The organism is Gimibacter soli, assembly GCF_028463845.1.
Classification (GTDB): Bacteria; Pseudomonadota; Alphaproteobacteria; order Sphingomonadales; family Kordiimonadaceae; genus Gimibacter; species Gimibacter soli.
This window is the reverse complement of record NZ_CP116805.1, coordinates 1,127,394-1,153,571: the sequence shown is the minus strand read 5'-3', so window position 1 is coordinate 1,153,571 and position 26,178 is coordinate 1,127,394. Positions and strand designations below refer to the sequence as shown.

The following is a 26,178-nucleotide window of genomic DNA, read 5'->3' as shown; positions in this document are numbered from 1 at the left end:
GGCGCAGCGCCAATGGCCTAGTCGTCGATATTCCGACGGAAGGTTTCAGGCAGGAACAGCGCACCAACCACGAAGGTCATGGCCGCAATCGCCACCGGATACCACAGGCCGTAATAGATATCCCCCGTTGCCGCGACCATCGCGAAGGCGGCAGACGGCAGGAAGCCACCGAACCATCCGTTGCCGATATGATAAGGCAGCGACATGGCGGTATAGCGGATCCGCGCCGGGAACATTTCGACAAGCAATGCCGCGAGCGGCGCATAGGGTGCTGTCACAAGGATCACGAGCCCCACAAGGATCAGGATCACCAGCGGCTTATTGATGCCTTCGGGGTCAGCCTTCTCGGGGTAGCCCGCCGCATCAAGGGCCGCTTTCATCTCGGCGCCGAATGCAGCGATGGCAGCGGCCTTTCCAGCGTCTGTCATACCGACGGGGTCAGGTGCCGCGATTTCACGCTCGCCCACCCGCACCATTGCAATCGTGCCGGCGGGGGCGTCCACGTTGCCATAGTTGATGCCGCCCTTGGCGAGGTAAGTTTTGGCAATATCGCAGCTGGTGGCGTCGAACTTGTTGCTGCCGACGGGGTCGAACTGCAGCGAGCATTCCTCGGCATGCGCCAGCACCATGACGGGCGAATTTGCCACCGCCGCCGCAAGCGCCGGGTTTCCCGCATAGGTCAGCGCCTTGAACATCGGGAAGAAGGCAAGGGCCGCCACCAGACACGAGGTCACGATGATCGGCTTGCGACCGATCCGGTCACTGAGCCAGGCGAAGATCACGAAGAAAGGCGTGCCGATGGCAAGGGCCGTCGCGATCATGATATTGGCGGTTGCCGGGTCCACCTTCATCACCTTTTCCAGATAGAAAAGCGTGTAGAACTGACCTGTGTAGCCGATCACCGCCTGCCCCGCGACTGCACCGAAAAGCGCAATCAGGCCGAACTTCAGATTCTTCCATTTGCCGAAGGCTTCGCTGATCGGCGCCTTCGAGGTCGATCCTTCCGCCTTCATCTTCTTGAAGACCGGGCTTTCATCAAGCTTCATGCGGATCCACAGCGAAATGGCGAGAAGGAGGATCGACACAAGGAAAGGCACCCGCCAGCCCCAGTCGCCAAAGGCTTCCTCACCCAACACGGTGCGCAGGCCGATCACCAGCATCAGCGCAGTGATAAGGCCAAGCGTGGCGGTTGTCTGGATGAAGCTGGTGTAAAGGCCGCGCCGGTTGTTCGGGGCGTGCTCGGCCACATAGGTCGCAGCCCCCCCATATTCGCCGCCAACCGCCAGCCCCTGCAACAGGCGCAGGCCGACAAGGATGATGGGGGCGGCAACGCCGATCTGATCGTAATTCGGCAACAGGCCGACTGCGAAGGTCGAAAGGCCCATCAGCCCCATGGTGACAAGGAAGGTATATTTCCGCCCGACCAGATCACCGATCCGGCCGAAGACGAGCGAGCCGAACGGGCGAACCGCAAAACCCGCTGCAAAAGCTGCGAGCGCCAGAATGAAGGCCGTGGTTTCATTCACACCGGAAAAGAAATGGCTGGAGATATAGGTCGCCAAAAGCCCGTAGAGATAAAAATCGTACCATTCGAACATGGTGCCGAGCGAAGAGGCAGCGATAACCAGCTTCTCTTTCTTCGTGGCTTCGTGATGCTTGGGCAGCGCTCCCCCGACCGCAGCCGAGCCGGCACCCTTGTCCCCGTCAAGCGACATGGCTTTCTCCTCTCCCGTATTTTCCCTCAGGGCAGGATGTAGCAGAAAGTAAATTCACTCACAAGCGTGTTAATATCTTTTCAGGCGGATTGGGGAGGCGGCCGAAGCATGCCCGTTGCCATGGCCAAACGGCCGGGACTATGCCCCGGCCGTGTCTTTCTCTTCGCGGAAAAGAAGGGTGAAAAGCGCCAGCACGATGGCGGCGAAGCCCGCGGGCACCCACCAGATGGCCGCCCATTCGCGCGCACCGTCCACCGTGAAATGGTCCACAACCTGCCCGGCAATGCTCGAGCCGATGGCAAGGCCCACGCCGTATGTGATAAGCGTGATGAAGCCCTGTGCGCTTGCCCGGATTTTCTTGTCCGCCTTGCGGTCCACATAAATCTGCCCGGTGACGAAGAAGAAGTCGTAGCAGACCCCGTGCAGCAGGATACCAGCAAGCAGAAGCCCAACGGTGGCGTCGGTCGCCGCGGTGGCAAAGAAGCCATAGCGCACCACCCAGGCCAGCATGCCCGCAAACAGCATCCATTTCACGCCAAGGCGGCGGAAGAAGAAGGGCATCAGCACCATGAAGCCGACCTCCGACACCTGACCTAGGCTCATCTTGGCGGCCACGCCCTCGATCCCCAGCTCGTTCAGATAAAGGTTCGTGAAGGCATAATAGAAGGCGAGCGGAATGGAGATGAGCAGCGACGATGCCGCAAAGATCGCAAACGAGCGGTCTTTCAACAGCGCCAGCGCATCAAGGCCAAGGATTTCGCCAAGGCTTGCCTTCTGGCCCGCCTTGCCCGGCGGGGTTGCGGGCAGTGTCAGGCTCATGAGGCCGAGCAGGATGGAGGCCGCAGCCGCCATCTTCATCGGCAGGTCCGTCGCTTCCACATTGCTGCCGGTGCTCGTCAGCCCGTAGGTGATGGCAAGCCCCGCCACGATCCAGCCGAGCGTGCCCCAAACCCGCACGCGAGGAAACTCGGCGTCCGGCTCCGCCATCTGGTTGAAGGCGACGGAATTGACGAGGGCAAGTGTCGGCATATAGCAGGCATTATAGACCAGCAGCCCGATGATGATTGCGCTCGTGGTCGCGAGGTCCGACACATAGAAAAGTACGGCACCACCCAAAAGGTGCAGTGCTGCCATCACCTTTTCGGCGTTGAAATAGCGGTCAGCCACCAGACCGATGAAGAAGGGCGAGATGATCGCGCCGATATTGTTCGTCAGATACGCGGTGCCGATCTCGGCGCCCGAAAAGCCGAGCCCGGCGAGATAGGTGCCAAGCGTGACAAACCACGCCCCCCACACGAAAAACTGCAGGAACATCATCGCGCTCAGCTGCGCGTAGCGTTTGGTGTCCATCCACCCCTCCCCCTTGGTGACGGTGACGGTCGCGAGGCCCCTCGCCTCGCGCGTCCTTATTCAGCCGACAGGCGGCGGATACGGATATTGCGGTAGGTGACCGGGTCGCCGTGATCCTGCAGGGCGATATGCCCCGAAGGCGAAGCGGCGAAGGCCGGCCATTTGGCAAACTTGCTGGCGGCCACCCGCGCCTTGAAATCGTCAGATGCCATATCGTAGGCGGCGACCTTGTGGCCGTTCAGCCAGTGTTCCACCTTGCTGCCGTCAACCAGAATACGCCCCTCGTTGAACTCGCCAACCGGCTTCGTATAGTCGGCCTCGGGCGCATACAGAATATAAAGCCCGCCAGCCTGCTCGATCGGCGGCTCGCTGCGGCCCTTGTTATCCAGCACCTGATATTCGGGGCCGGAGAAATAGGTCTGGGAAAGATCGGGCGACTCTTGCACATGGAAGAAGACGCCACTGTTTCCACCGGCTGAAATCTTCCATTCGAACGTCAGCTCGAAGCTGCCATAGGTCTCTTTCGAGACGATATCGCCCGCCGGTGATTTCACCATCGAAAGCGTGTCGCCTTCAGCGTGCCAGCCGGCTGGAATGGATTCGCCCTTGTAGGCACGCCACTGGCTGGCATCCAGCGTTTGCCAGTCATCGGCCATGGCGGGTGCGCTGATCAGCGCGAGGGCCAGAAACAGTTTCTTCATGGTCAGATTCCTATCGCTTTCATGCGCTCTTCGAGCATGGCTTTCATTGTCGCGTCCGGCCCCGGATAGCTTTCCATCGGCACGTTGCCGATATAGCCGATGTCGGCAAAGCCTTCGGGGGTGGAATAGTATCCGCCAAGGGTGAGATGGCGGAACCGTTTGAAGAAGGCGTGGGCCGCACTCGCATCCGGCTTCGCGATGGCGGTGACGATGGCCATCTGCACACCCGAATCCGCTTCCACAAAGCCCTTGGCGCCACGGCCTTTCGCTTCTGCGTCGATCCAATCAAGGCCTTCCAAAATTACCTTCTGGTCGGATTTGGTCTGCTCATAGGGGCTTGAGACCCACTCATTCACAAAGTCCGGCACGCCGATGGCGCTCGGTGCCGGATGCTCGCCTTCAGCCGGCAGGATAATATCGGTCAGCACCGCCGTCAGCTGCAGTTGCCGGTCGGTCATGATCCTGTCCCACGGCGATGTGGGGTTCAGCATGTCCGGGTCGGTGCCATAGCCCTTCGGCGTTTTCACATAGGTTGCGGCGCGCGCCATGGTGGGGGCGACGGCAAGCGTGACAGCTGCCGCCGAAAGCCATTTCAGCGCCGTGCGGCGGTCGATTTTCGAAACATAGGGTGACATCAGAGATTCCCCTTCGCGGCTTCGTCGGCAAGATAGTTGGCGTTGCGCATGGCAAGCGACAGGATCGTCAGCGTCGGGTTCTTGTCAGGGTTCGATGGCAGCACGGCGCCATCGGTGATGAAGAGATTCTTCACATCCCACGCCTGCCCCCATTTGTTGACGACGCTGGTTTTGGGATTGTCGCCCATACGGGCACAGCCGACCTCGTGGATGATCTCGCCGCCCGCCGCAATCGCCTTTTCGCCGTCGGTTTCGAACCCGTAGGTTACCTTGCCGCCCAGCCGGTCGATGATCTCGTGGAAGGTCTTGCGCATATGGGCCGCCTGGCCGATTTCATGCTCGGACCATTTCCAGTGGAAGCGCAGCACCGGGATGCCGAACCGGTCTTTTATATCCGGGTCGATCTCGGCATAGCAGTCGTCGTTCGGGATCATCTCGCCGCGACCGGCAAAGCCGATGTCGGAGCCATAATAGTGGCGCATCTGTTTGCGCAGGCCCGCGCCGAAGGGGACGTCGCTATAGTCAGCCAAGTCGCCGATGCCCATGCCCGGCATCCGCTGGCCGCCGCCGACCTCGATATGATAGCCGCGCGGGAACGGCAGTTCCTTCCGCGCCTGCTGCTGGTATCCCCACCAGGGCACATAGATGTGCGCGCCCGACATGCCATCGTCGTTGCGGGACGGCATGCCTTCAAGCATCGGAATATGGCCGCCGCTATCGGTGCCAACCGTATCCATCAGATACTTGCCGGCAGTGCCCGACGAATTGGCGACCCCGTCCGGGTTGCGGCCGTCTTTGGAGTTCAACAGGATGCGCGCCGTTTCAGCCGCACTTGCCGCCAGCACCACGGCCTTCGCCGTCACGCTTTTATGCTCGCCGCTTACCCGGTCGATATAGGTCACACCCTTGGCGCGGCCGTCCTTGCCCATGTCCACCGTATAGACCATCGCATCGGTGATGATATCGAGGTTGCCGGTAGCAAGCGCCGGCGGGATCAGTACCGTCGTCGTCTGGAACATGGCCTTGATCGAGCAGCCCCGCCCGCAGGAGGTGGCATAGAAGCAGGCTGACCGACCATCCATCGGCTTCTGGATCACCGCCGCCCGCATCGGTGCCACGGGGATACCCATCGCCTCGAACGCGCGAGTCATCATGATCTCATGCAGGCGCGGGGTCGGGGTATCATGGAGGATGCCGGGCGGGCTGTCGGGCGTGTTTTCAAGGCCCAGCTGCCCCGCCCCGGTGATGCCGACGATCTTTTCGGTCTTGTCGTACCAAGGCGCCAGTTCGTCGTAGCTGATCGGCCAGTCAACGCCGAGGCCATCGCGGCTGTAGGGCTTGAAATCATAAGGCCCGAAGCGCAGCGAGATGCGGCCCCAATGGTTGGTGCGGCCACCCAGCATGCGGGGGCGCCACCACATGAATTCGCGGTCGCCGGGGGCGGTCGTGTAGGGCTCGCCCGGCACCGTCCAGCCGCCATCGACCGTGGCGTCATAGTAACCGAAGGGCTTGTCCGGCGTGGAAACACCCCGCAGCGGCGCCTCGGCGTTCGTATTGAACATCGGGGTTTCTTCTTCGGGCTTGTAGTCGCGGCCCGCTTCCAGCATCAGGACCTTCAGCCCCCGCTTGGCAAGGACATAGGCGCTCATGCCGCCGCCGGCGCCAGAGCCGACAACGATCACGTCATATGGTGTTGGCTGTTTCACGGACTCCCCCTCGTTGTCCCTGCTTCCCGCAGAATCTGTAACCGGTTACAGAAAAAGCTGTCAATTCAACCGAACGAAAGATGCATCTGCCTCAGCCGCCCGCTGCCGCGAAATCGTCAAACGCACGGGGCGCCGGGCGGATGATATGGTCGGCCACAAACTTGGCACCTTCGCGAGCACCGTCTTCCGGATGCTTCAGGCAGCATTCCCACTCGACGACGGCCCAGCCATCGTAATCATACTGCGTGAGCTTCGAGAAGATGGCCTTGAAATCGATCTGTCCGTCACCGAGCGACCGGAAACGGCCCGGCCGTTCGACCCAACCCTGATAACCGCCATAAACGCCACTTTTGCCATTCGGCCGGAACTCGGCATCCTTCACATGGAAGGCGCGAATGCGGCTGTGGTAATGATCGATGAAAGCCAGATAATCCAGCTGCTGCAAGATGAAATGGCTCGGGTCATACAGGATATTGGCGCGCGGGTGATTGCCGACCGCCTCCAGGAACCGCTCGAACGTGACGCCGTCGTGCAGGTCTTCCCCCGGATGCAGTTCGTAGCAGGCATCCACGCCTGCATCCTCGAACGCGTCCAGAATCGGTTTCCAGCGCCGCGCCAGTTCCTTGAAGCCTTCCTCGACCATCCCGGCGGGGCGCTGCGGCCACGGATAAACAGTGTGCCACAGCAGCGCGCCCGAGAAGGTCGCATGGCTTTTCAACCCCATGCGCGCGCTTGCCTTCGCCGCCAGCTTCAATTCCTCGGTTGCCCATGCGGCGGTGGCTTCGGGCTTGCCGCGCATCTCGGCGGGGGCGAAGCCCGCGAAGAGATCGGCATAGGCCGGATGGCACGCCACCAGCTGGCCCTGCAGGTGGGTTGAAAGCTCGGTGACCTCCACACCTGCCTCGGCGCAAATGCCTTTGATCTCGTCGGCATAATCCTGGCTTTCGGCGGCAAGCTTCAGGTTGAAGATCGCCGGATCGCTTGTCGGGATCTGCACGCCCTTATAGCCAAGGCTTGCGGCCCATTTGGTGATGGCCGGCAGGCTGTTGAAAGGCGCTTCGTCACCCAGAAACTGGGCAAGGAAGAGCGCCGGGCCTTTGATCATTTTCACCGGTCTGTCTCCTGTCCGCGGCGCGCTGCGGTGACGAGCGCGCCGATATCCGTCCATTTTTCGTCGCCCGCCGCGTTCTTCACCACGGCTTCCACAAAGGCCATGGCGCTTAGGCCAAGCTCGATGCCCGGCAGCGGCGCATCGTCCAAAGCCCGCTTGTCACCGCGCACAATGCTGGCGAAATCGCGGTAGAGGTTGGCGAAAGCCTCGATATAGCCTTCCGGATGCCCCGAAGGCGTGCGGCAAGCCCTCCGGGCTGCGAGTGTCAGATACTCGAATTCAGCCCCGGCGTGGTAGGTGGCGACAGGCGCACCCGGCCGGCGCAGGATCAATTCGTTCGGCGCCATCTGGTGCCATTCGAGCGTGCCTTTCTCGCCCGATATCCTGATCCATAGGCCGTTTTCCTCGCCCGCTGAGATCTGGCTTGCCATCAGCGAGCCGTGCGCGCCCTGCTCCATCTGGAAAAGCACCGCAACATCATCATCAAGCCGCCGCCCTGGCACCACGGCGCGCAAATCGGCGCACACATGGCTGATCCGGTCGCCTGTTATATATTCCGCAAGGCTGCTGGCATGCGTGCCGATATCGCCAAGCGCCCCGCCAAGGCCAGCGCGCGCCGGATCGGTCCGCCAGTCGGCCTGTTTGTTGCCGCTGCCTTCAAGGGGGGCAGACAGCCAGCCTTGCGGATATTCAACACTGATCCGCCGCACCGCGCCAATTTCGCCCGCCGCAATCATATCCCGCGCCTGCCGCACCAGTGGATAGCCAAGATAGGTATGGGTGAGGCCATAATGGCAGCCCGAGGCCTTGATCGCGGCTTCGAGCGTTACGGCTTCGGCGAGGTTGAGGGTCGCTGGCTTGTCGCTCATCACATGGAAGCCATGCTTGAGGGCCGCGAGCGCCACCGGCAGGTGCAGGTGGTTGGGGGTGACAATGGCCACAAACTGCATACGGACATCCGCCGGCAATGCTGCTTCTGCCACAAACATCGCCTCGTAGCTTTCATAAGCGCGCTCAGGCGCAAGGCCGAGGGATGCAGCCGTGCGGCGGCAGTTTTCAGCGTCCCGGCTGAAAGCGCCGCACACAAGCTCGATCTGGCCATCAAGCCGCGCCGCCATGCGATGAATGTCGCCGATGAAGGCGCCTTCGCCGCCCCCGACCATGCCCATGCGTATTCTGGCGCGGATCATTCTGCCTCCCGTATCCCTTGCGATATCACTCCCACAGGCCCGACTGTAACCGGTTACATTTCTGCGCGCAAGCCACCACATTCGATTGATCTTTCAATCCGTTGTCGCCAGAATGCAGGCCAATCAGGCGCAAGGCCTTCAAGACCATAGGGAAAACGGGATGACGACGATCAGGGACATTTCAAGGCTGGCGGGTGTATCTGTCGCCACTGTGTCCCGCACCATGAGCAACCCGGACAAGGTTTCCCCCGCCACGCGGGAAAAGGTGGAGGCCGCCATCCGGGAAACCGGCTACATGCCGGATATGTCGGCCCGTAACTTCTCGACCCGCAAGTCAAAGACCATCGTGGTGCTGGTGCCCGATATCTCGAACCCCTTTTTCTCGCGGGTCATTCGCGGCATTGAGCATACGGCGCAGCGAGCCGGCTATTCGGTGCTTCTGGGCGATACGCGCGGCGAAAGCGAGATCGAGGATTCATACGCATCGATGGTGCGAGCCCGGCTGGCGGACGGGGTGATCCAGCTGAATGGCCGCCTGCCGATGGAAAATGGTGCGGTAGCCGATATCCCGCTCGTCAATGCCTGCGACTGTGTTGAGGATGCCCGCATCCCCAAGATCCAGCTTGATAATGCGGGGGCGGCCCGCGCCATGACAGAATATCTGGTCTCGCTGGGCCACAGGCGCATCGGCGTTACCAAGGGGCCATCGGAGAGCCGCCTCACGCGGGAACGCCTGCGTGGGTACCGCGCGGCACTTGAAGCCGCAGGCCTGCCGTTCGATGAAGGCCTGATCGCGCGCGGTGATTTCTCGGCCAGTTCGGGCCGCCACGCGGCAACGCAGCTGATGGCGCTTGGCAAGCCACCGACCGCGCTTTTCTGCCTCAGCGATGAAATGGCCATCGGTGCCATGCACAGTGTCTGGGAAATGGGCCTGAAGGTCCCGGACGATATTTCCATCGTCGGGTTTGACGACATCCTTTTCGCCGAATATTGCAAACCGCCCCTCACCACCATCCGCCAACCGGCGGAGGAGTTCGGCTCCAAGGCAATGGGGATGCTTCTCAGCCTTCTGCAAGGCGCACACTTGGCGGAGACAAGCCAGCATCTCCCCTACGAAATGGTGATCCGCCAGAGTGCGGGGCGCCCGAAGGCCTAGGCCCGTTCCTGCTCCGGCAGGAAGGGCGCGAGATTATCCAGATAGGTTTTGGATACCGGCACGGCCTCGCCGTTCGTGAGCTTCACCACATGACGGCGGCTGTCGCGCACCACGCGGTCGATGGCATCAAACGCCACCCACCATGAGCGGTGCACCTGCGCGCCCGGATATCCCTTCAGCTCGTCAACCGCATCCGACATGCGCATGAAAAGGAGCGTATCGCCCTTTTCCGTATGGGCACGCACATAATGATCTTCCATCGAAAGGCAAACGAGCTTCTTGCCGATGGCATCCGGCAGGCGGCGCAGGAACAGATGCCCGGCTTCGGGCTGGAACGCAGCCGGTGCGTCATCAGGCATTGCATATCGTTCGAGCGCGAGGCCGAGCCCGCCAAACACCAGCACCACGATGATGAAAACCTGAAAATACCAGAAGGCATAACCGAAGAGAATCGAGCCGAAATACTGGACCGGTACATCACCTAGAAAGTGCAGCAGGCTTCCCCAGCTAAGCGAATTCGGATGCTGGGCGCCGAAATAGACCGCTACATCCGCCGCAATCACATAGACAAAGATCGGCACCGAAATTGCCGCACAAAAGAGCATGAAGATGGAAAGCGCCGAGCGGCCCTTCTCGATCAGGCGCGGAATGACCCATTCCGCGATTGGCCGTGCAACCGCAAGCCCCAGCAGCACCGAAAAGACCCAGTAGGCATATCTCAGGGGGACGGGTAGTCCGGCACTGTCATAGGGCGTGATAGTGCCAAGGGTGAAACCGGCCACCAGCATCCCTGCCACCTTCAGGGCAAAGGACTTCCGGTTATCGGGGGCGCCCCACAATCTGAAAAGACGTTCGCCTGTCATCACTCGCTGCTCATGCTTCTTTTGACGGGATCGTAGCGGAGGTTGGCTACATCCTGCCAGCGCAAATTGGCGCGGCCCGCGATGACCCTTTCGCGTTCGCCAAATCAGCACGGACAATGCCCCGGCAAATTCACGAAGAGAAACGGCAAACTCACGCAATTGCGCTTTCTTCGTCCGGTTTTGCCCGCCATTCAGGCCGCGGGGCACCGATGCGGGTCTGCCCCCAAACCCGAGACATGACGAGCGAACAAGGAGCAGTATATGCGTTTCAATCCCGGCACCTCATGGGCGCTATTGCCTGTTGCGGCCATCCTCGCGGCCCTGCCCGCCCACGGCGATGACGACGACGGCGCCGGCGGCCCGCCGCGGTGGTCGGTCGGCGCCATCGGGCTTTATTATGACACCCCCTTCGCTGCCGAAGACAACGAGTTCCAGGCTGTGCCCTATGTTGCCTATCGCGGCGACCGCTTCTTCATCGATGCGACAGCACTTGGCTATCACCTGATCAAGCCGGACGAGGAAGCAGGCCTCAGCTTCGGCCTTGATGTGATTGCCGCCGCCCGCATGCTGCCCGGCGAAAGCCGCAACAAGGTGACCGCCGACATGGGCCTGCGCGCCTCCATCGGTGGTGGCATGGGCCGGCTGGACCTCGTGGCCCTGCAGGATGTGACCGACACCCACAATGGCACCGAACTTTCGGCGTCTTACGAATATGATTTCCAGATCACCGACAAATTCACCCTGTCGCCGTCGGTGGGGGTCACATGGCAAAGCCGCAAGCTCGCCAACCATATGTGGGGCATCACCCAGAAGCAGCAGGACCGCATGATCGAAAAGGACAAGCCTGTCCTGCCCCTCTATGCCCTTTCAGGGTCGGTCGTGAATTATCAGGGTGGCCTCACCACCGTTTACAGCCTTTCGGACAGCTGGACGCTGATCGGCTTCGCACAGGGTGCCTATCTCGACAAGGACATCCGCGACCATCCGGGGATCGACAAGAACTACGAACTGACCCTCGGCTTCGGCCTCGCCTACAATTTCTGAGCCCCCAAAGCAGCATCCTCGCCGCCACCCGCGCCCCTGCGGGCCGGTGGCGGGGCGCGAACCCCGCCGGACTGATCCGCCCCTCACGCGGCAACGAAAGAAGACCCATGACAAGAAGGCTCTATATCCTCATGCTGCTGGCGGCGGCCACAACCGCCGTCCTTTCCTGGCGGTTCTTTCTGGGCACATGGCCCGACGACTGCGAGCCGGCGGGGTTCCACCTTCATCACAACACGCTTGGCGCCTTTTTCCATTTCGTGTTTTCGCCGCTCGCACTTCTGGTCGGCGGCTTTCAGTTCTCGGCCCGGCTGCGTACGCGCTGGCCGATCCTGCACCGGGGCACCGGGTGGCTGTATGTCATCTCCTGCCTTCTTGGGGCAGCGGGCAGCATAGCGCTGGCGCTCAATTCACCGTCGTCAGGGATTGCCTCAGTCGGGTTCCTGTTGCTGGCGGCGGGCTGGATCATCACACCCGTCATGGCGGTGATCGCCATCAGCCGGCGCGACCAGCTGCAGCACCGGATATGGATGATCCGCTCCTTCGCGCTGACCCTCGCGGCCGTCACGCTCAGGCTTTATCTGGTGATTTTCATGGTTGCCACCGGCGGGGCGGAAGGGGCCGCGTTTGACACTGCCTACACCGCCATTGCATGGCTCTGCTGGATACCCAACCTGATCGTGGCGGAATATCGGCTTGTCCGTCCGCTGAAAGCGGGGAAGTGACGGATCACTTCCCCGAAACCTTGATCAGACGTCGCTGCCTTCGGTTGGCCGTTTCGTCTTCAGCATTTTCAGCACGAACACGAAGAAGGCCGGCACGAAATAGATGGCAAGAACGGTCGCCGTGATCATGCCGCCCAGCACCCCGGTGCCGATGGCATTCTGGCTGGCCGCACTCGGCCCCGTCGCGATGGCGAGCGGCAGCACGCCAAGCGTGAAGGCAAGCGACGTCATGATGATCGGGCGGAAGCGGATTTTGGCCGCTTCAAGCGCCGATTCCATCAGCGATTTGCCCTCAGCGAAATAGTCCTTCGCGAACTCGACAATCAGGATCGCATTCTTGGCGCTGAGCCCGATGATGGCGATCAGCCCGACCTTGAAATAAAGGTCATTCGGCATGTCGCGCAGCATCATGGCCATCACTGACCCGACAACACCAAGCGGCACCACAAGCATCACGGCAAGCGGGATCGACCAGCTTTCGTAAAGCCCGGCGAGCAGCAGGAAAACAAACAGGATGCTGAGCGCGAACAGAAGCGGCGCCTGCGAACCCGAGCTGATTTCCTCGAGCGACTGACCCGTCCATTCATAGCCGAAGCCTTCCGGCAGCTGGGCCGCCAGCCGCTCGATCTCAGCCATAGCATCGCCCGAGGATTGGCCGGGTGCGGGGGCACCCGAAATCCGCACGGTCGGATAGCCGTTGTAGCCGATGATCTGCGGCGGACCTTTCTGCCATTCGGCAATCGCGAAGGCCGACAGGGGCACCATATCACCGCTGGCGTTCCGGACATTCAGCCCGAGGATATCCTCGACCTGCATCCGCTTCGTCGCCTCTGCCTGCACGATCACGCGCTGCATGCGGCCGGCGTTCGGATAGTCGTTGATATAGGACGAGCCCATGTTGGTGGTGATCGTGGCGTTGATATCGGCGAAGGTGACGCCGAGCGCGTTTGCCTTCTCGCGGTCAACCACCAGCATCACCTGCGCTGCATCCGGCAAGCCTTCAACCCGCATACCGACAAGAACTTCGCTTTGCGACGCCAGCTGCATCAGCTGTCCGGCGGCGGCGGAAAGGGCGGCCTGCCCCAGCCCGCCGCGATCCTGCAGGCGGAAGGAGAAGCCACCGGTTGCCCCGAAGCCCTCGATGGGCGGCGGGGAAAGCGCGAAGGTACGGGCATCCTTCAGCCCGAAAAGCTTCATGTTCGCACGGTTGGCAATATCCTGCGCCGCATCGCCCTCGCCGCGTTCGGACCAGTCCTTGAGCGGCACGAAGGCGAGGGCCGCATTGGCACCGTTGCCTGAGAAGCTGAAGCCCTGGATCGCAACCACGCTGTCAACGGCGGGTTCCGCCATGAAGATCGCCTCGATCTCCTTGATCGACGAAAGCGTGCGGTTGGCACTGGCTTCCGGCGGCCCCTGGATATCGACGATCAGGAAGCCCTGATCTTCATCCGGCACGAAAGCCGTGGGCAGCTGCATGAACAGGTAACCGAGCCCGACAAGGAGCGCGACATAGACACCCATCATCCGACCGGTCTTGCGCACGATACCGGCAACACGGCCCGAATAGCCGGCAGCCATCCGCTCGAACGTGCGGTTGAACCAGCCGCCAAGGCCCGTCTTGTGATGATGCCCTTTCTCGATCGGCTTCAGGAAGGTGGCACAAAGCGCGGGCGTGAGCGACAGCGCGAGGAAAGCCGAGAAGAGGATCGAGACCACCATCGTCAGGCTGAACTGGCGGTAGATGATACCGGTCGAGCCGGGGAAGAAGGCCATCGGGATGAAGACGCTGGCAAGCACCAGCGTGATCCCGAGGATCGCCCCGGTGATCTGGCCCATTGCCTTGCGGGTTGCCGCTTCGGGCGGAAGGCCTTCCTCCGCCATGATGCGTTCGACGTTTTCAACCACCACGATGGCGTCATCCACAAGGATGCCGATCGCGAGCACCATGGCAAACATCGTCAGCACGTTGATCGAAAAGCCCGTCGCATACATCACGGCACAGGTGCCAAGGAGGGCAACCGGCACCACGAGGGTCGGGATCAGCGTGTAACGCAGGTTCTGCAGGAAGACGAACATGACGATGAAGACAAGCACCATCGCCTCCACCAGCGTTTCAACCACCTTCTTGATGGAAGCCGAAACGAACGGGCTGGTGTCATAGGGGATCTTGTATTCCACGCCTTCGGGGAAGAAACGGGAAAGCTCCTCCATCTTGTCGCGCACTGCAGCCGACACCGCCATGGCGTTGCCGGTGGTGGACAGCTGGATACCAAGCGCTGCACTCGACTGGCCATTGAGGCGGCTGGAGAAGTTATAAAGCTCCGCCCCCTGTTCGACCCGCGCCACATCCTTCAGCTTGACGGTGGAACCGTCCGCATTGGCGCGCAGCACGATATTGCCGAACTGTTCGACCGTGGAAAGCTGGCCTTTGACGATCACTGTCGCGGTCAGGTCCTGCACTACAGGGCTTGGCAGCGCACCGATCTGGCCGGCGGCAACCTGCGCGTTCTGGGCGGCAATCGCCGCATTCACATCCTCTGCCGTCAGGTTGTAGCCGACGAGCCTGTCGGGATCGATCCACACGCGCAGCGCCCGCTGGCTCGAAAAGAGCTGGGCCTTGCCGACGCCGTCCAGCCGGCGAAGCTCGCCGATGATATTGCGGTTCACATAATCGCCAAGCGCCACTTCGTCGCGCGCGCCATCGGTCGATTGCAGGGAAACCACCATCAAGAAGCCGGTGCTGGCTTCATCAACCGCGATGCCCTGCTGCTTCACCGTGTTCGGCAGGCGTGGCTCCACCCGGCGGATCGCATTCTGCACATCCACCGATGCCTGATCGATATCGGTGCCTGCGAAGAAGGTTGCCGTGATCGAAACCGAGCCCGAGGTATCGGACGCGGATTCGAAATACATCAGGCCTTCAACACCGTTCAGCTCGTCCTCGATCGGACGGGTGACGGCCTGATAAATCTCCTGCGGCGACGCACCGGGATAGGAGGTGGCAATCGTCAGCTGCGGCGGGGCAACCTTCGGATACTGGGCAACGGGCAGCTGCGGGATCGCGATGATCCCGGCAAGCGTGATGAAGATGGCGAAGACCCATGCGAGGATGGGCCTCGAGATAAAGAATTGTGCCATTGTCGCTTACTCCGCACGCTGTGCGAGTGTGCTGTCTTCAGGCCGCGACCAGGGCTCGGCCATCACCTTGCCGCCGGGCTGCACCTTCTGGACACCATTCACGATGACGGTCGCACCGTCCGCGAGGCCGCTTTCCACGACCCAGTCGGAACCGCTGGCAGCACCAAGCGAGACGGGCCGCACCTCAGCCACACCTTCGGCGGTCACCACATAAACCTGCGGGGCGCCGGTATCCGTCCAGAACACGGCACGCTGCGGCACGGTGATCGCACCCTGACGCACGGCCTGTTCGATCTTCACCCGCACATACATGCCGGGTAGCAGATCGCGGCTGTCGTTCGGGAACTCGGCCCGAAGCGTCACCTGCCCAGTACCGGGATCGACATTCGCGGTCGAGAACAGCAGCTTGCCCGCCCGGCCATAATCGGTGCCATCGCCCAGCACGAGCGACACGCGAGCGTCGCCTTCCGCCGTGCTTTCAAGCCGGCCGTCGGCCACCGCACGCTTCAGCGCCAGAAGCTCGTCGGCGGACTGGGTGAAATCGGCATAAACGGGATCGACCTGCTGGATAAGCGCGAGGCTTTCAGCCCCTTCCGCCGTCACCAGCGCGCCTTCGGTGACAAGCGCGCCGCCGATGATACCGCTGATGGGGGCGCGGATTTCGGTATAGGCAAGGTTGATTTTGGCTTCGGCAACCGCAGCCTTGGCGAAGGCAACATCGGCTTCTGCCTGCGCAGATGCCGCAACGGCGGTGTCATAGGCTGCCTGGCTCGCCACTTTCTTTTCAAGAAGCACGCGCTGGCGTTCAAGCTGCAGCTTGGCGTTGGCGTCCGCTGCCTTTGCCCGTTCGAGCGAGGCTTCGGCGCTGGCCACCCGCACCGTGAACATGGCGGGATCGATGCGGAAGAGCACGTCACCGGCTTTCACCCGTGCGCCCTGTTCAAACACACGGGCCTTGAGGATGCCCGAAACCTGCGGACGCACCTCCGCCACACGCGTGGCGGCAATCCTGCCCGGAAGCTCGCTGACAACCGGCACGGTCGCAGCATTGACCTCGACAACACCCACCGCCGGCGGGGGCATTTCCCCGCCAAACTGCGCTGACGCTGCTTCAAGGCCTGAAAAAACGATGAAAGACGAAACCAAGCACACCTTGAGGTGTGCCTTTATCCTGCTGTCCATGAAAGTTTCCTTTATTGACGAGTCACTCTCTGGTGACTTCGGGAGTCCACTCTAGTCTTCCGGGAAGGACATGTAAATCTTGCGTATGCCTTCCAGAATCTCCTGCTTCTCAGCTTCATCCCAGCGGTAGAAGCTGAAAAATTCCGTATTGCAAAAGCCTCCGAGCGCCAGATAGGCCATCAGGGCTGCCTTCGGGCGCGGGCCATCGGCCATCGCCTTCAAATCTGCCTCGATCCAGTCGCGGATTTGCTCCTGAACCTTTTGCTCGCCGGACATCGAAGCGCACACGGCCATGGCAACGGCCTTGTCCACTTCATTGAGGGTGCGCTCGGCACCGGCGATGCGGCCGAAAAGTTCAGGATGCGGTGTGCCGGCAGCGGCCTTGATCGCCGCTTCCTGCCGTTCCTGCTCCCGCCCGATCTGGCGCTCGATCAGCGCCTCGAGAAGGCCGGACTTCGATTTGTGATCATAGACAACCCGGCTTTTGCTGACGCCGGCTTCCTGCGCCACCGCATCGATGGAGAGCGCAGCAGCCCCAAGGCGGGCCACCACGCGCTCTGCGGCATCAAGAATATCGTCTGTCGTGATCTTTCGGGTCCGGGACATTTTTCATCCTGTTTTCGGCTCGATATAAATATGAACGTTCGTTCTTTTATGCAAGCGGAATCGTGTGGCGCCATTGTCGGCACGCGAGTTTTTCTGAAAACCGACAGGACCCGGTAGCAGCCATTCGTGACATAAGACCCGGAACTTCCTCGAGAGTTTGGTGGCTCTCCAGCCACAATTCCCCTAGACTAGCCACCCCGGCCACCCGCCAAAGCAGGGCGGCATATGGGGCTAAACCAAACTTGAGGATTGAACGACCAGATCGGGACAGGTCATCCCCCAAACAGCGAGGAACCAACATAATGAAAAAAATACTGCTTATCCTGGCGATAATTTTCGCCCCTGCAGCGGCAATCGCGCAGGAAGAAAAGCCCCGGAAGATACTCATTCTGGTATCCAACGTCGACGATATGGGCGACGCAGAAAAACATGATGCAAGGAACAATTTGTGGGAGGTGGCCCCGCCTTACCATGTTTTTTATTCCCACGGATATCAGGTCGATTTCGCCTCCCCGAAAGGCGGGAAGGTATCCTTCATGATGGATCCACTGGGCATCAGCAGCTACACGATCAAGTATGAAGGCTTTCTGGATAAAGCGAATGCATCGCTATCGCCCGATCAGGTCAATTCCGATGATTATGAAGCTGTCTTCATTGGCGGCGGCTATGGCCCGCTGTTTGATGTCGCCAGCAATCAGGCCTTATTGGCGATAATGCGGGATGTGTATGAAAACGGCGGCATCATCGGTGGCTGCGGGCACGGCCCGGGTGCCTTTGCCAATGTCAAACTCAGCAACGGCAAATTCATGGTGGCCGGCAAAAGGGTTGCGGGCTTCCCCAACTCCACCGAAATCACAAAGTCCTGGGCAAAGGAGGGCACGCTGCTGCCGTTCCTTGTTGAAGATCAGCTACGCGCCAATGGCGCGGCAGTCGTGAACAAGGAAAATATCGCTGACAAGCATGACGTAATTGTCGACAGCCGAATTGTATCGACAATGTTTTTGCCGTCGGCGGCGCTCGCTGCGAAGGAAATGATCATTCAATTGAATGCAAGATAGCGTCGAAAGCAAAACAGCGCGCTCGGCGCTGCCGAAGCCGCGTGGTGCGCCCGGAGGGACTCGAACCCCCGACCAAGCCGTTATGAGCGGCCAGCTCTAACCAACTGAGCTACAGGCGCCTACCACGCACGGGCTACCTAGCAAATGGTCGCCTCTGTGGGTAGCAAAATCTGATTTCGGAAACGGGCCGCCCGCAAGTACCCGGCAGTGCTTCAGGCGGGTGGTTCGGTGACGAACGGCATGATGTCCACGCCGTCGCCGGGGAATATGGTGAAGTGCGGATGATCGGCAAACAGGCGGGCGGCGGCTTCGGCCGTTGCAGCCTCCACGATCATATAGCCGCAGAAATCGTTCGAGGCGGGGCCGATACCGTCGCGGGTAACACGGGTCGTCTTGCCGACCATCCCGCCACGGTCAATGAGGGCCGCAGCGTTCTTTTCCTCCCACGCGGTCCATGCCGGCAAGCCAGCGTTATCGATGGCATCCTGCTCGGCCTTCGGGAGCTCGCGGAAGCGCGCGACATTCTCCGCTTTCATCATATAAACGGCTAGAAATCTGGGCATGGCCCGCCCTCCCGTATCACCAGCCTGAACGGATGCCGGACGCCCTTAAAGGCTGTCGATTTCGTCCGAGAGGCGGGAGCGTTTGTCGGTCGCGATACGCTCAAGCACGCGGATACGCTCCTCCAGCACATTGAGGCGTGCTGACGTTTCAGCATCCGGACCTGCGGGTCGTTCTGCCCGTGCGGCCTGCGTGCGGTGATGGCTGCGGACCATGCCGGCAACCGCCACGACGATCACAATGATCGCAACCATTTCAAACGGATTCATCTGTGTTCCCCTTTTCCTTCGCTGTCAGCCTCGCCTGGCCCGCAATCGGGCTTCTTTGACGGTAAACCATAATATCAAACCGATATAATCCAATTACAAGAGGCAAGGCAGCAATCCGGCGGAAACCGTAAAAGTTTCTCCAAATCTTCCTGCCGGCCTTCTGCTCTGCTATACTCGGCATCGGGTCAATACGGGTGCTGACACGTCGAACCATCTGGTTCCGGCGATGTCTGTTATTTCAGAGGAGAGTGACGCCCCATGGTCAATTCCATCAATACGAACGCTTCGTCGCTTGGCGGCCTTCAGAATCTGAATCGCAGCCAGTCCTCAACCCTGTCGACCAACAACCAGATTGCCACCGGCAAGAAGGTGAACGGCCCGAAAGACGATGCAGCGACCTTCGCCATCGCCCAGAAGCTTCTGGGTGAAGTGGGTGGGCTTGGCGCCTCGGGCGACTCGCTTGACCGCGCGCTTTCAACCGCCAGCGTGGCGGAAGCCGCCGGCAATCAGGTGAGCGACCTGCTGTTGCAGCTGAAGGAAAAGGCCGTCGCGGCGCGCGATCCGGGCCTTGATGATGCCAGCCGTCAGGCCCTCAACAACGAATTTGCTTCGCTGCGTGACCAGATCGGCCAGGTGGTGAAAAGCGCGTCTTTCAATGGCACCAATGCCGTGGAAGGTGGCGGCGGCGACATCGCGGCCATTACCAATCAGGATGGCAGTGAAACCTTCACCATCGCCAATCAGGACCTGAGCCTCGGTGGTGGCAAGGTCACCCTCGCTGCTGACGCCTCGATCGGCACGGCGGCCGATGCAGCCAATGCGGTCGCCGCCATCGAACAGTCGCTCGGCAACGTTTCGGCCAGCCTCTCGACCATCGGGTCGGGCGCGCGGCGACTGGAACAGACCCGCGAATTCAACCAGGCGCTTTCCGATACGACCGAAATCGGTATCGGCAATCTGGTAGATGCCAACCTTGGCAAGACCTCGGCCCAGCAGGCGGCAAACGGCGTGCGCGAGCAGCTTGGCATCGTGGCGCTCAATATCGCCAATCGCCAGCCGTCGTCGATCCTGAGCCTGTTCCAGAAATAAGGAGGACGCTTGATCGCGTCATCACCCCATGGCAGTGGGCAATGTTGATTATCTGACGCTTTTTGCCGCCTATCCGCAAGCGACCGGGCAGCCAAAGCCATTGTATCAACTTGATCCCACGAGCCCTGCGGAGACCGGCACGACCCGCCGGTCTCCGGTCGATACCGTCGGGCCCGACCCTTCACTTCTGGGCGGATCGGGCGCTGTTGCAGGCGTGCGGGAGCGGCTGGACAAGGCCATCGCCACTACAGACGCTGCCCTTGCGAGCGGGGACAAGGCTGCTGGCATCCTTTCGAAACTAAGGGATGTGGCACGCGAGGCGACAGACCCCGAGCTTGCCGACAAGGATCGGGCCAAACTCACCAACGAATTCAACAGTCTGAAAGCGGACCTTAAGGACGCCATCGCCGGCGCCGGGTTCGAAGGCACCAATCTGCTCGCCAGCGACAAGGCAACCGCAGGTGCCGAGACCGGGTTGCTGGGCGGCGGGCGGATCGAGGTGCGTGGCCGCGACTTCAGCCTCGGCGGCGACGTGCTGACCTTGACCGATGACGCATCCGTCACCAGTGCCGACGCCGCGGAAGCGAGCCTCGCCGCCATCGACGATTCCCTTGGCAATGCCGCCGAAGCCCTGACAGCGATCGGTGCAGGAAGCGACCGGCTGCAAAGCGTGCGATCCTTCGCCCTGAATTTTGACGCAGACACCGCGACCGCGAGCACTGATGCGCCGGGCGTGCTGACGCTGACAGACGCGCAAACAGCGGCAGAGCGAGTGCGGGAAATTCTGGGTCAGGCCGACACGAACATCGCGAACGGCACGCCCGGCGCACTGCTATCGCTGTTCGCGCGGCCGGAAGGCGAGCGCTTCTAGTCCTGCTTCTGAGCGGGCGGGCGGATCCACAGGCGCCAATGGCCAAGGTCCACCGCAAAATCCTGCTTGGCGAGGATATCCATCCCCAAGATCATGGCCGGGAATTCGGTTGCGCCAAACAGGTCGAACACCGGCAAGTCGGCCTCGGTCACCCGCACTGTCGTCACCCTATGGTCGCCAATATTGAGTTCGCCAACGTCGCGCAGATAGCCGGCAATATTGCCCGCCCCCGCGCTGATGCCCGGCGTGCGGCGCGGCTTGCCGTTCTTGTTGAGGACAAGACTGTCTTTCCCGAGCGCCTTGCCAGCTGGCGGATTGAAAACACTGAGGCCGGCACCTGTGTCGATGAAGGCGGGGATGGTGACGCCGTCCACCACCACTTCGAGCGCCAGCGAGCCATAACCGACAGGACGGCCATCGATGCGTACCCAGCCGCCATCGCCAGGCGCCGAACCCGGCGGCAGCAGTCGGCCAGCGGGCTTCTTCACATTGAATTCGATCATGGCGCCGCGCAGAATATCGATGCCGAGAACGCCCGCCAGATGACCGGGCGTGCGCTCCGGCAAGGCTGCCATCTGGCCGGGCCGCAAGGTGCGCCCGAAGGCGCTGATCGAAGCAATCGGATAGACGAGGCTTTCCTGCGTGCCGGTCGCCGTGATGATGGTTTGCGTGCGCGGCAGCGAGCGAAGGCCGAGGTCGGCAGCCAGGCTGCGATAAACGGTGGTGCGGCTGGCACCCGTATCCACAAGGAACAGGAAGCCTTCGCGGCCATTCACTGTGGTTTCCACATTGAAGCGCCCGTAACGGTCGCGGTGCAGGGCCGGTGCCGAAGGGTCGGCAAAGGCCGGCAGGCTGACCGCCGCGAGCCCCAGAAAGCACAGAAGGGAGCGCCAGCGGCGCCCCCTCCCATCAGATTTTGTCACAGCGTTCAGCATGCGTGCCTCAGGTATCGAGGAAGCTTCTGAGCTGGCGCGACCGGCTCGGGTGCTTCAGTTTCCTGAGCGCCTTGGCCTCGATCTGACGGATACGCTCGCGCGTTACCGAGAATTGCTGGCCAACTTCTTCAAGCGTGTGGTCGGTATTCATGCCGATACCGAAACGCATGCGAAGGACGCGTTCCTCACGCGGGGTGAGCGACGCCAGAACCCGCGTGGTGGTTTCACGCAGGTTCGACTGGATCGCCGCATCCACCGGCAGGATGGCGTTCTTGTCTTCGATGAAGTCGCCAAGGTGGCTGTCTTCCTCGTCCCCGATCGGGGTCTCGAGGGAGATCGGCTCTTTCGCGATCTTCATAACCTTGCGGACCTTTTCGAGCGGCATCGAAAGACGCTCTGCCAGCTCCTCGGGCGTTGCCTCGCGGCCGATCTCGTGCAGCATCTGGCGACCGGTCCGGACAAGCTTGTTGATCGTCTCGATCATATGAACCGGGATACGGATGGTGCGCGCCTGATCGGCGATCGAGCGGGTGATTGCCTGCCGGATCCACCATGTCGCGTAGGTCGAGAATTTGTAACCGCGGCGATACTCGAACTTGTCCACGGCCTTCATCAGGCCGATGTTACCTTCCTGAATGAGATCGAGGAATTGCAGGCCACGGTTCGTGTATTTCTTCGCGATCGAGATCACGAGGCGGAGGTTGGCCTCCACCATTTCTTTCTTGGCGATACGGGCTTCTTTCTCGCCCTTCTGCACGGTGCGAACGATCTTGCGGAATTCGACAACATGCAGGCCGGACTGGCCGACGATATCGCTGATCTGGTCGCGGATATTGTTGATGGCATCGCGCTCGTCCGAGACAAACGCAGCCCAGCCGCGCCCCTTGAGGCCGGCCACGCGGTCGGCCCAGCCTTCTTCAAGCTCGTTGCCTTCATATTCATCAAGGAAGGCCTGACGGCTGACCTTGTGGCTTTCGGCAAGACGCAGCAGGCGGCCGGAAAGGCTCATCAGGCGCTTGTTCAGGCCATAAAGTTCGTCCACCAGTTCTTCGATACGAACGGCGTTGAACTTCACCGCGCTGACCATGCCGATCAGCTCTTCGCGCAGCTTGGCGAAACGCTTCTCCTGCGGGGAGGAAAGGTCTTCGCTTTGCGCCGCTGCGGCAAGACGGGCTTCCTGCAGCTTCGCATATTTCTTGTAGGTCGCGGTGATCGCCTGGAATTTGGCAATGGTTTCGGGCTTGAGGTGGCTTTCCATGGCCGAAAGCGACATGGCGCCCTCGTCCTCGTCTTCCTCTTCCTCGGCCTGTTCTTCCTGGCCTTCTTCTTCCTCTTCCTCTTCGTCGAGATAGTCTTCGTCGTCGAGGTCTTCTTCGTCGTCATCGTCGTCCGACGAACGGGCCTTGCGCGCGGCAGCCTTCTGGGCCTTCGCAGCAGCCTTGGCTTTTTCCTTTTCAGCCTTTTCCTTCTCGGCCTTTTCCTTTTCAGCCTTGCGGGCCTCTTCAGCCTTCTTGGCTTCTTCGGCTTTCTTGCGGGCTTCGGCTTCGGCTTTTTCGTCCTTTACCGGTGCCTCGGCACTGGCATTGGCGTCGCCGTTTTCTTCGCCCTCGAGCTCGGCCGCACCCGGCTCCTTGCCGATGGTGGCTTCAAGGTCGATGATGTCGCGCAGGAGCATGTCTTCGGCTTCAAGGCGCTCCGCCCAGGTGATGATCGCCTGGAAGGTCAGGGGGCTCATGCACAGCCCTTCGATCATCGTGGCGCGGCCGGCTTCGATCCGCTTGGCGATGGCAATCTCGCCCTCACGCGACAGAAGCTCCACCGAGCCCATCTCGCGCAGATACATGCGCACGGGGTCGTCGGTGCGGTCGCCCGCTTCCTTCTTGTCGGTCGTCTTGAATTCGTCTTCGTCGTCGTTCGAGCCGGAATCGGCGTCAAGCGTCTCTTCAGCCTCGTCTTCGTCGTCGTCGCTGGCGCGCTCGCCGTCCTCACCCTCGTCGGGTTCGTCGCCGTCGATCACATTGATGCCCATCTCGGAGAGCATCGTCATGATGTCCTCGATCCGCTCGGACGACATTTCGTCGGTCGGCAGGGTGGCATTCAGTTCGTCATACGAGATATAGCCGCGCTCTTTCGCGCGGGCGATCATCTTCTTGACGGCGGCCTCGGAGACGTCATTAAGGGGGCTGCCACCCGAATCGTCGCGGCCGCTTTCCTTATTTTCGTCCTGAGTCGTGTCCCGTGCCATCCGTTAAATCTCCAAAAAGCAGGTGCGAATCGCACCTATAGCACATCAGAGCGTGCGCACCTTATTTGATTCGAGGCCGTAACCTGCGATCGAGGCTTCACGTTCCTCAAGTGAGCGGAAAATTTCCTGCGCGGCTACAAACCGCCGGTGATTTTCCTCAGTCATGTCCGCCGCGTAATCAGCTTCGGCCTGCCGGTAGTCCCTCCAGGCGACGGTTATATGCCGATAGCGCGACAGGCTGTGCTCGAATCCCGTCTGGGCATCCGATAAAGCCGCCGCGTCAAAGGCAAACCAGTCGCTCCTGAGGCCGGCTTCGCCCATCAGCGTCCGCACGACCCCGGCCTCCTCACGTCCCGATAGATGGGTTGTCACCGTCTCTCGGTCAAGGGGGTCGCCGGAAGCCGCCATGTCTAGGAGAAGGTTCCGGATCGCGTCAAGCCCCGGCACCGAGAATTCCATATGCGCGAGGTCTTCCTCATACCGCACCAGAAGCTCGGGATGATTGACAAGCGTGAGGACGAGGATCTTTTCCAGCCGGTCGGTGACCGGCCCTGCACCGCGCCCGGCGCCGATCCGCGTGCGCGACAGAAGCCCCGTGGCAAGCGGCGCGCGGTTGAAGCCCTTCCGCCCCTGCCCGCCAAAGCCGCCGCCCCCGCCATAGGATTGGCGTTCCGGCCGCTGCGGGCGGAATTTTTCATACAGCCGGTTGCGGAAGTCTTTCTGATAGAGCGTTTTTACATTCTCGTCGGCAATATCGGCGAGCCGCACGAAGATTTCTTTTTCAAGCCCCGCCCGGCGCTCGGGCGTATCGGCGGGCACACCGTCCGTGAGCGTGCGCCACAGAAGGCTGACGAGCGGCTCGGCCTTGTCAACCAGCCGCTCCATGGCGCCGCGCCCTTCCTTCTGCACCAGCGTGTCGGGGTCTTCACCTTCGGGCAGCATCACAAAGCGCAGCGACTTGCCCGGGCGCAACAGCGGCAGGGCACGTTCCATGGCGCGTTCGGCCGCGCGGAAGCCGGCCTTGTCGCCATCGAAGGCGAGCACCGGCTCGTCCGCCATATGCCAGAGGTGCGAAATCTGTTCTTCAGTGAGCGCGGTGCCAAGCGGGGCGACGGCCTCGTCTATCCCGGCCTGGCCGAGCGCGATCACGTCCATATAGCCTTCCACCACCAGCACCTGCCCTGTCTTGTGCGCGGCGGCACGGGCATTCGCCCAGTTATAAAGGGTGGCGCCCTTGTGGAAGATGGTCGTTTCCGGGCTGTTCAGATATTTGGCCTTGGCGTCTTTCGAAAGCGCCCGGCCACCGAAAGCGATGATCCGGCCCTGCCGATCACCAATCGGGAACATCACCCGGTCGCGGAAACGGTCATAGGTTTCGCCGCCGCCTTCGGGCACGATCAGCATGCCGGTCTCGATCAGCTGGTCTTCGGGGATGCCCCGCGCCCGCATCGCTTCCTTCAGGCTGGTGCGGCCTTCAGGCGCATAGCCAAGGCCGTAGCGGTCGATGGTGGCGTCGGTCAGGCCCCGGCCTTTCACATAGTCATAAGCCATACGCCCCACCTGCCCGCGCAGCTGGGTGGCGTACCAGTCGGCCACCGTCTGCATCACTTCGGAAAGCGAGGCGCGTTCCTTGGATCGTTCGGCTTCAGCCTGTGTCAGTTTCGGCACCTCCACGCCCGCTTCCGCCGCGAGCGTGTTGATCGCCTCCATGAACTCCAGCCCCTGCGTGTTCATCACATAATCGATGACGCTGCCGTGGGCGCCACAACCGAAGCAGTGGTAGAAGCCTTTCTGGTCATTGACCGTGAAAGACGGCGACTTTTCATTATGGAAGGGGCAAAGGCCGGTATGCTCGCGCCCGCGGCGCACGAGTCGCACGCTGCGCCCGATCACGTCCGAAAGCGTGAAGCGATGCTTCAGATCATCCAGAAACTGCGGACTTAGCACCCGATCCCCCGTCCCGGCGAATGCCCGGAAACCTTGTTCTTACCCATTGAAGCGGTGTTCCTTACAAGGATAGACGTTGCCACC

Annotated in this window: 22 protein-coding genes and 1 tRNA gene; 6 read left to right on the top strand and 17 right to left on the bottom strand. The window is 61.3% G+C overall.

The window, feature by feature from the left end:
• Positions 1-17: 17 nt before the first annotated feature.
• The 7 genes from PH603_RS05575 to PH603_RS05545 all read right to left on the bottom strand — a co-directional run bounded on the left by PH603_RS05575 (position 18) and on the right by PH603_RS05545 (position 8,408).
• Positions 18-1,715 carry an MFS transporter gene (locus tag PH603_RS05575; RefSeq protein ID WP_289505006.1) on the bottom strand — a complete coding sequence of 566 codons (1,698 nt, stop codon included), beginning with the start codon at positions 1,713-1,715 and terminating at the stop codon, positions 18-20.
• Between the two features lie 138 nt (positions 1,716-1,853).
• Positions 1,854-3,065, bottom strand: a complete 1,212-nt coding sequence (locus PH603_RS05570; protein WP_289505005.1) for a nucleoside permease — start codon at positions 3,063-3,065, stop codon at positions 1,854-1,856.
• Between the two features lie 56 nt (positions 3,066-3,121).
• Positions 3,122-3,766 (bottom strand): 3-keto-disaccharide hydrolase, encoded by a 645-nt coding sequence (locus tag PH603_RS05565; protein WP_289505004.1) that lies wholly within the window; start codon positions 3,764-3,766, stop codon positions 3,122-3,124.
• A 2-nt stretch (positions 3,767-3,768) separates the two neighbouring features.
• Positions 3,769-4,401, bottom strand: a complete 633-nt coding sequence (locus PH603_RS05560; RefSeq protein WP_289505003.1) for a gluconate 2-dehydrogenase subunit 3 family protein — start codon at positions 4,399-4,401, stop codon at positions 3,769-3,771.
• Positions 4,401-6,107 carry a GMC oxidoreductase gene (locus PH603_RS05555; RefSeq protein ID WP_289505002.1) on the bottom strand — a complete coding sequence of 569 codons (1,707 nt, stop codon included), beginning with the start codon at positions 6,105-6,107 and terminating at the stop codon, positions 4,401-4,403. Before PH603_RS05555 ends, PH603_RS05560 begins: the two co-directional genes overlap by 1 nt.
• Before the next feature lie 91 nt (positions 6,108-6,198).
• Positions 6,199-7,218, bottom strand: coding sequence for a sugar phosphate isomerase/epimerase family protein (locus PH603_RS05550; protein ID WP_353507369.1), 1,020 nt, complete (start codon positions 7,216-7,218; stop codon positions 6,199-6,201).
• Positions 7,215-8,408 (bottom strand): Gfo/Idh/MocA family protein, encoded by a 1,194-nt coding sequence (locus tag PH603_RS05545; RefSeq protein ID WP_289505001.1) that lies wholly within the window; start codon positions 8,406-8,408, stop codon positions 7,215-7,217. Before PH603_RS05545 ends, PH603_RS05550 begins: the two co-directional genes overlap by 4 nt.
• A 160-nt stretch (positions 8,409-8,568) precedes the next feature.
• On the opposite strand from PH603_RS05545, the gene PH603_RS05540 reads away from it, so the two are divergent.
• Positions 8,569-9,564 (top strand): LacI family DNA-binding transcriptional regulator, encoded by a 996-nt coding sequence (locus PH603_RS05540; RefSeq protein WP_289505000.1) that lies wholly within the window; start codon positions 8,569-8,571, stop codon positions 9,562-9,564.
• Here the strand turns inward: PH603_RS05540 and PH603_RS05535 are convergent.
• The gene (locus PH603_RS05535) at positions 9,561-10,427 is read right to left on the bottom strand and encodes a LytTR family DNA-binding domain-containing protein (RefSeq protein WP_289504999.1); all 867 of its coding nucleotides are present in this window, start codon (positions 10,425-10,427) and stop codon (positions 9,561-9,563) included. The two genes, PH603_RS05540 and PH603_RS05535, sit on opposite strands and share 4 nt — an antisense overlap.
• A 261-nt stretch (positions 10,428-10,688) precedes the next feature.
• Between PH603_RS05535 and PH603_RS05530 the strand changes: the two genes are divergently transcribed.
• Together PH603_RS05530 and PH603_RS05525 are read left to right on the top strand one after the other, a co-directional pair.
• Positions 10,689-11,471 carry a MipA/OmpV family protein gene (locus PH603_RS05530; protein WP_289504998.1) on the top strand — a complete coding sequence of 261 codons (783 nt, stop codon included), beginning with the start codon at positions 10,689-10,691 and terminating at the stop codon, positions 11,469-11,471.
• A gap of 107 nt (positions 11,472-11,578) precedes the next feature.
• Positions 11,579-12,193 carry a DUF2306 domain-containing protein gene (locus PH603_RS05525; protein WP_289504996.1) on the top strand — a complete coding sequence of 205 codons (615 nt, stop codon included), beginning with the start codon at positions 11,579-11,581 and terminating at the stop codon, positions 12,191-12,193.
• 24 nt (positions 12,194-12,217) lie between these two features.
• On the opposite strand, the gene PH603_RS05520 is transcribed toward PH603_RS05525, so the two are convergent.
• From PH603_RS05520 to PH603_RS05510, 3 genes are read right to left on the bottom strand one after another with little or no spacing between them, the layout of a single operon-like run.
• Positions 12,218-15,331 (bottom strand): multidrug efflux RND transporter permease subunit, encoded by a 3,114-nt coding sequence (locus PH603_RS05520; RefSeq protein ID WP_289504995.1) that lies wholly within the window; start codon positions 15,329-15,331, stop codon positions 12,218-12,220.
• Positions 15,332-15,337: 6 nt separating this feature from the next.
• The gene (locus tag PH603_RS05515) at positions 15,338-16,513 is read right to left on the bottom strand and encodes an efflux RND transporter periplasmic adaptor subunit (protein ID WP_289504994.1); all 1,176 of its coding nucleotides are present in this window, start codon (positions 16,511-16,513) and stop codon (positions 15,338-15,340) included.
• A 51-nt stretch (positions 16,514-16,564) separates the two neighbouring features.
• Positions 16,565-17,119, bottom strand: a complete 555-nt coding sequence (locus PH603_RS05510) for a TetR/AcrR family transcriptional regulator (RefSeq protein WP_289504993.1) — start codon at positions 17,117-17,119, stop codon at positions 16,565-16,567.
• A 302-nt stretch (positions 17,120-17,421) separates the two neighbouring features.
• Here PH603_RS05510 and PH603_RS05505 point away from each other — a divergent pair, with 302 nt between their 5' ends.
• A complete protein-coding gene (locus tag PH603_RS05505; RefSeq protein WP_289504992.1) occupies positions 17,422-18,177 on the top strand; it encodes a type 1 glutamine amidotransferase domain-containing protein in 756 nt (251 codons plus the stop codon).
• Positions 18,178-18,219: 42 nt separating this feature from the next.
• Here PH603_RS05505 and PH603_RS05500 read toward each other — a convergent pair.
• From PH603_RS05500 to PH603_RS05490, 3 genes are all read right to left on the bottom strand, one after another.
• Positions 18,220-18,296, bottom strand: a tRNA-Ile gene (locus PH603_RS05500).
• A 93-nt stretch (positions 18,297-18,389) separates the two neighbouring features.
• Positions 18,390-18,740: a hypothetical protein gene (locus PH603_RS05495; RefSeq protein ID WP_289504991.1), complete on the bottom strand. Its 351-nt coding sequence runs from the start codon at positions 18,738-18,740 to the stop codon at positions 18,390-18,392.
• Positions 18,741-18,785: 45 nt separating this feature from the next.
• Positions 18,786-19,007 (bottom strand): hypothetical protein, encoded by a 222-nt coding sequence (locus PH603_RS05490; protein WP_289504990.1) that lies wholly within the window; start codon positions 19,005-19,007, stop codon positions 18,786-18,788.
• A 258-nt stretch (positions 19,008-19,265) separates the two neighbouring features.
• On the opposite strand from PH603_RS05490, the gene PH603_RS05485 reads away from it, so the two are divergent.
• Together PH603_RS05485 and PH603_RS05480 are read left to right on the top strand one after the other, a co-directional pair.
• Positions 19,266-20,096, top strand: coding sequence for a flagellin (locus PH603_RS05485; RefSeq protein WP_289504989.1), 831 nt, complete (start codon positions 19,266-19,268; stop codon positions 20,094-20,096).
• A gap of 28 nt (positions 20,097-20,124) precedes the next feature.
• Positions 20,125-20,967: a flagellin family protein gene (locus PH603_RS05480; RefSeq protein WP_289504988.1), complete on the top strand. Its 843-nt coding sequence runs from the start codon at positions 20,125-20,127 to the stop codon at positions 20,965-20,967.
• Here PH603_RS05480 and PH603_RS05475 read toward each other — a convergent pair.
• Genes PH603_RS05475 through dnaG form a run of 3 tightly spaced genes read right to left on the bottom strand, consistent with a single transcriptional unit; the run spans position 20,964 to position 26,094 of the window.
• Complete coding sequence (locus tag PH603_RS05475; RefSeq protein ID WP_289504987.1) at positions 20,964-21,902, bottom strand: aspartyl protease family protein; 939 nt, start codon at positions 21,900-21,902, stop codon at positions 20,964-20,966. The genes PH603_RS05480 and PH603_RS05475 overlap by 4 nt on opposite strands.
• Before the next feature lie 7 nt (positions 21,903-21,909).
• Entirely contained in the window at positions 21,910-24,147 is a 2,238-nt protein-coding gene (gene rpoD / locus PH603_RS05470) for an RNA polymerase sigma factor RpoD (RefSeq protein ID WP_289504986.1), read from the bottom strand.
• Between the two features lie 45 nt (positions 24,148-24,192).
• Complete coding sequence (dnaG, locus tag PH603_RS05465; RefSeq protein WP_289504985.1) at positions 24,193-26,094, bottom strand: DNA primase; 1,902 nt, start codon at positions 26,092-26,094, stop codon at positions 24,193-24,195.
• Positions 26,095-26,178: the final 84 nt, after the last annotated feature.

Excerpts from the sequence above, each read along its gene's own strand:
- PH603_RS05530 (WP_289504998.1), top strand. The coding sequence starts at position 10,689 with ATGCGTTTCAATCCCGGCACCTCATGGGCGCTATTGCCTGTTGCGGCC.
- PH603_RS05505 (WP_289504992.1), top strand. The coding sequence starts at position 17,422 with ATGAAAAAAATACTGCTTATCCTGGCGATAATTTTCGCCCCTGCAGCG.
- PH603_RS05475 (WP_289504987.1), bottom strand. The coding sequence starts at position 21,902 with ATGCTGAACGCTGTGACAAAATCTGATGGGAGGGGGCGCCGCTGGCGC.
- PH603_RS05490 (WP_289504990.1), bottom strand. The coding sequence starts at position 19,007 with ATGAATCCGTTTGAAATGGTTGCGATCATTGTGATCGTCGTGGCGGTT.
- PH603_RS05575 (WP_289505006.1), bottom strand. The coding sequence starts at position 1,715 with ATGTCGCTTGACGGGGACAAGGGTGCCGGCTCGGCTGCGGTCGGGGGA.
- PH603_RS05540 (WP_289505000.1), top strand. The coding sequence starts at position 8,569 with ATGACGACGATCAGGGACATTTCAAGGCTGGCGGGTGTATCTGTCGCC.
- PH603_RS05560 (WP_289505003.1), bottom strand. The coding sequence starts at position 4,401 with ATGTCACCCTATGTTTCGAAAATCGACCGCCGCACGGCGCTGAAATGG.
- PH603_RS05485 (WP_289504989.1), top strand. The coding sequence starts at position 19,266 with ATGGTCAATTCCATCAATACGAACGCTTCGTCGCTTGGCGGCCTTCAG.
- PH603_RS05520 (WP_289504995.1), bottom strand. The coding sequence starts at position 15,331 with ATGGCACAATTCTTTATCTCGAGGCCCATCCTCGCATGGGTCTTCGCC.
- PH603_RS05480 (WP_289504988.1), top strand. The coding sequence starts at position 20,125 with ATGGCAGTGGGCAATGTTGATTATCTGACGCTTTTTGCCGCCTATCCG.
- PH603_RS05525 (WP_289504996.1), top strand. The coding sequence starts at position 11,579 with ATGACAAGAAGGCTCTATATCCTCATGCTGCTGGCGGCGGCCACAACC.
- PH603_RS05565 (WP_289505004.1), bottom strand. The coding sequence starts at position 3,766 with ATGAAGAAACTGTTTCTGGCCCTCGCGCTGATCAGCGCACCCGCCATG.
- PH603_RS05535 (WP_289504999.1), bottom strand. The coding sequence starts at position 10,427 with ATGACAGGCGAACGTCTTTTCAGATTGTGGGGCGCCCCCGATAACCGG.
- PH603_RS05515 (WP_289504994.1), bottom strand. The coding sequence starts at position 16,513 with ATGGACAGCAGGATAAAGGCACACCTCAAGGTGTGCTTGGTTTCGTCT.
- PH603_RS05495 (WP_289504991.1), bottom strand. The coding sequence starts at position 18,740 with ATGCCCAGATTTCTAGCCGTTTATATGATGAAAGCGGAGAATGTCGCG.
- rpoD (WP_289504986.1), bottom strand. The coding sequence starts at position 24,147 with ATGGCACGGGACACGACTCAGGACGAAAATAAGGAAAGCGGCCGCGAC.
- PH603_RS05570 (WP_289505005.1), bottom strand. The coding sequence starts at position 3,065 with ATGGACACCAAACGCTACGCGCAGCTGAGCGCGATGATGTTCCTGCAG.
- PH603_RS05510 (WP_289504993.1), bottom strand. The coding sequence starts at position 17,119 with ATGTCCCGGACCCGAAAGATCACGACAGACGATATTCTTGATGCCGCA.
- PH603_RS05545 (WP_289505001.1), bottom strand. The coding sequence starts at position 8,408 with ATGATCCGCGCCAGAATACGCATGGGCATGGTCGGGGGCGGCGAAGGC.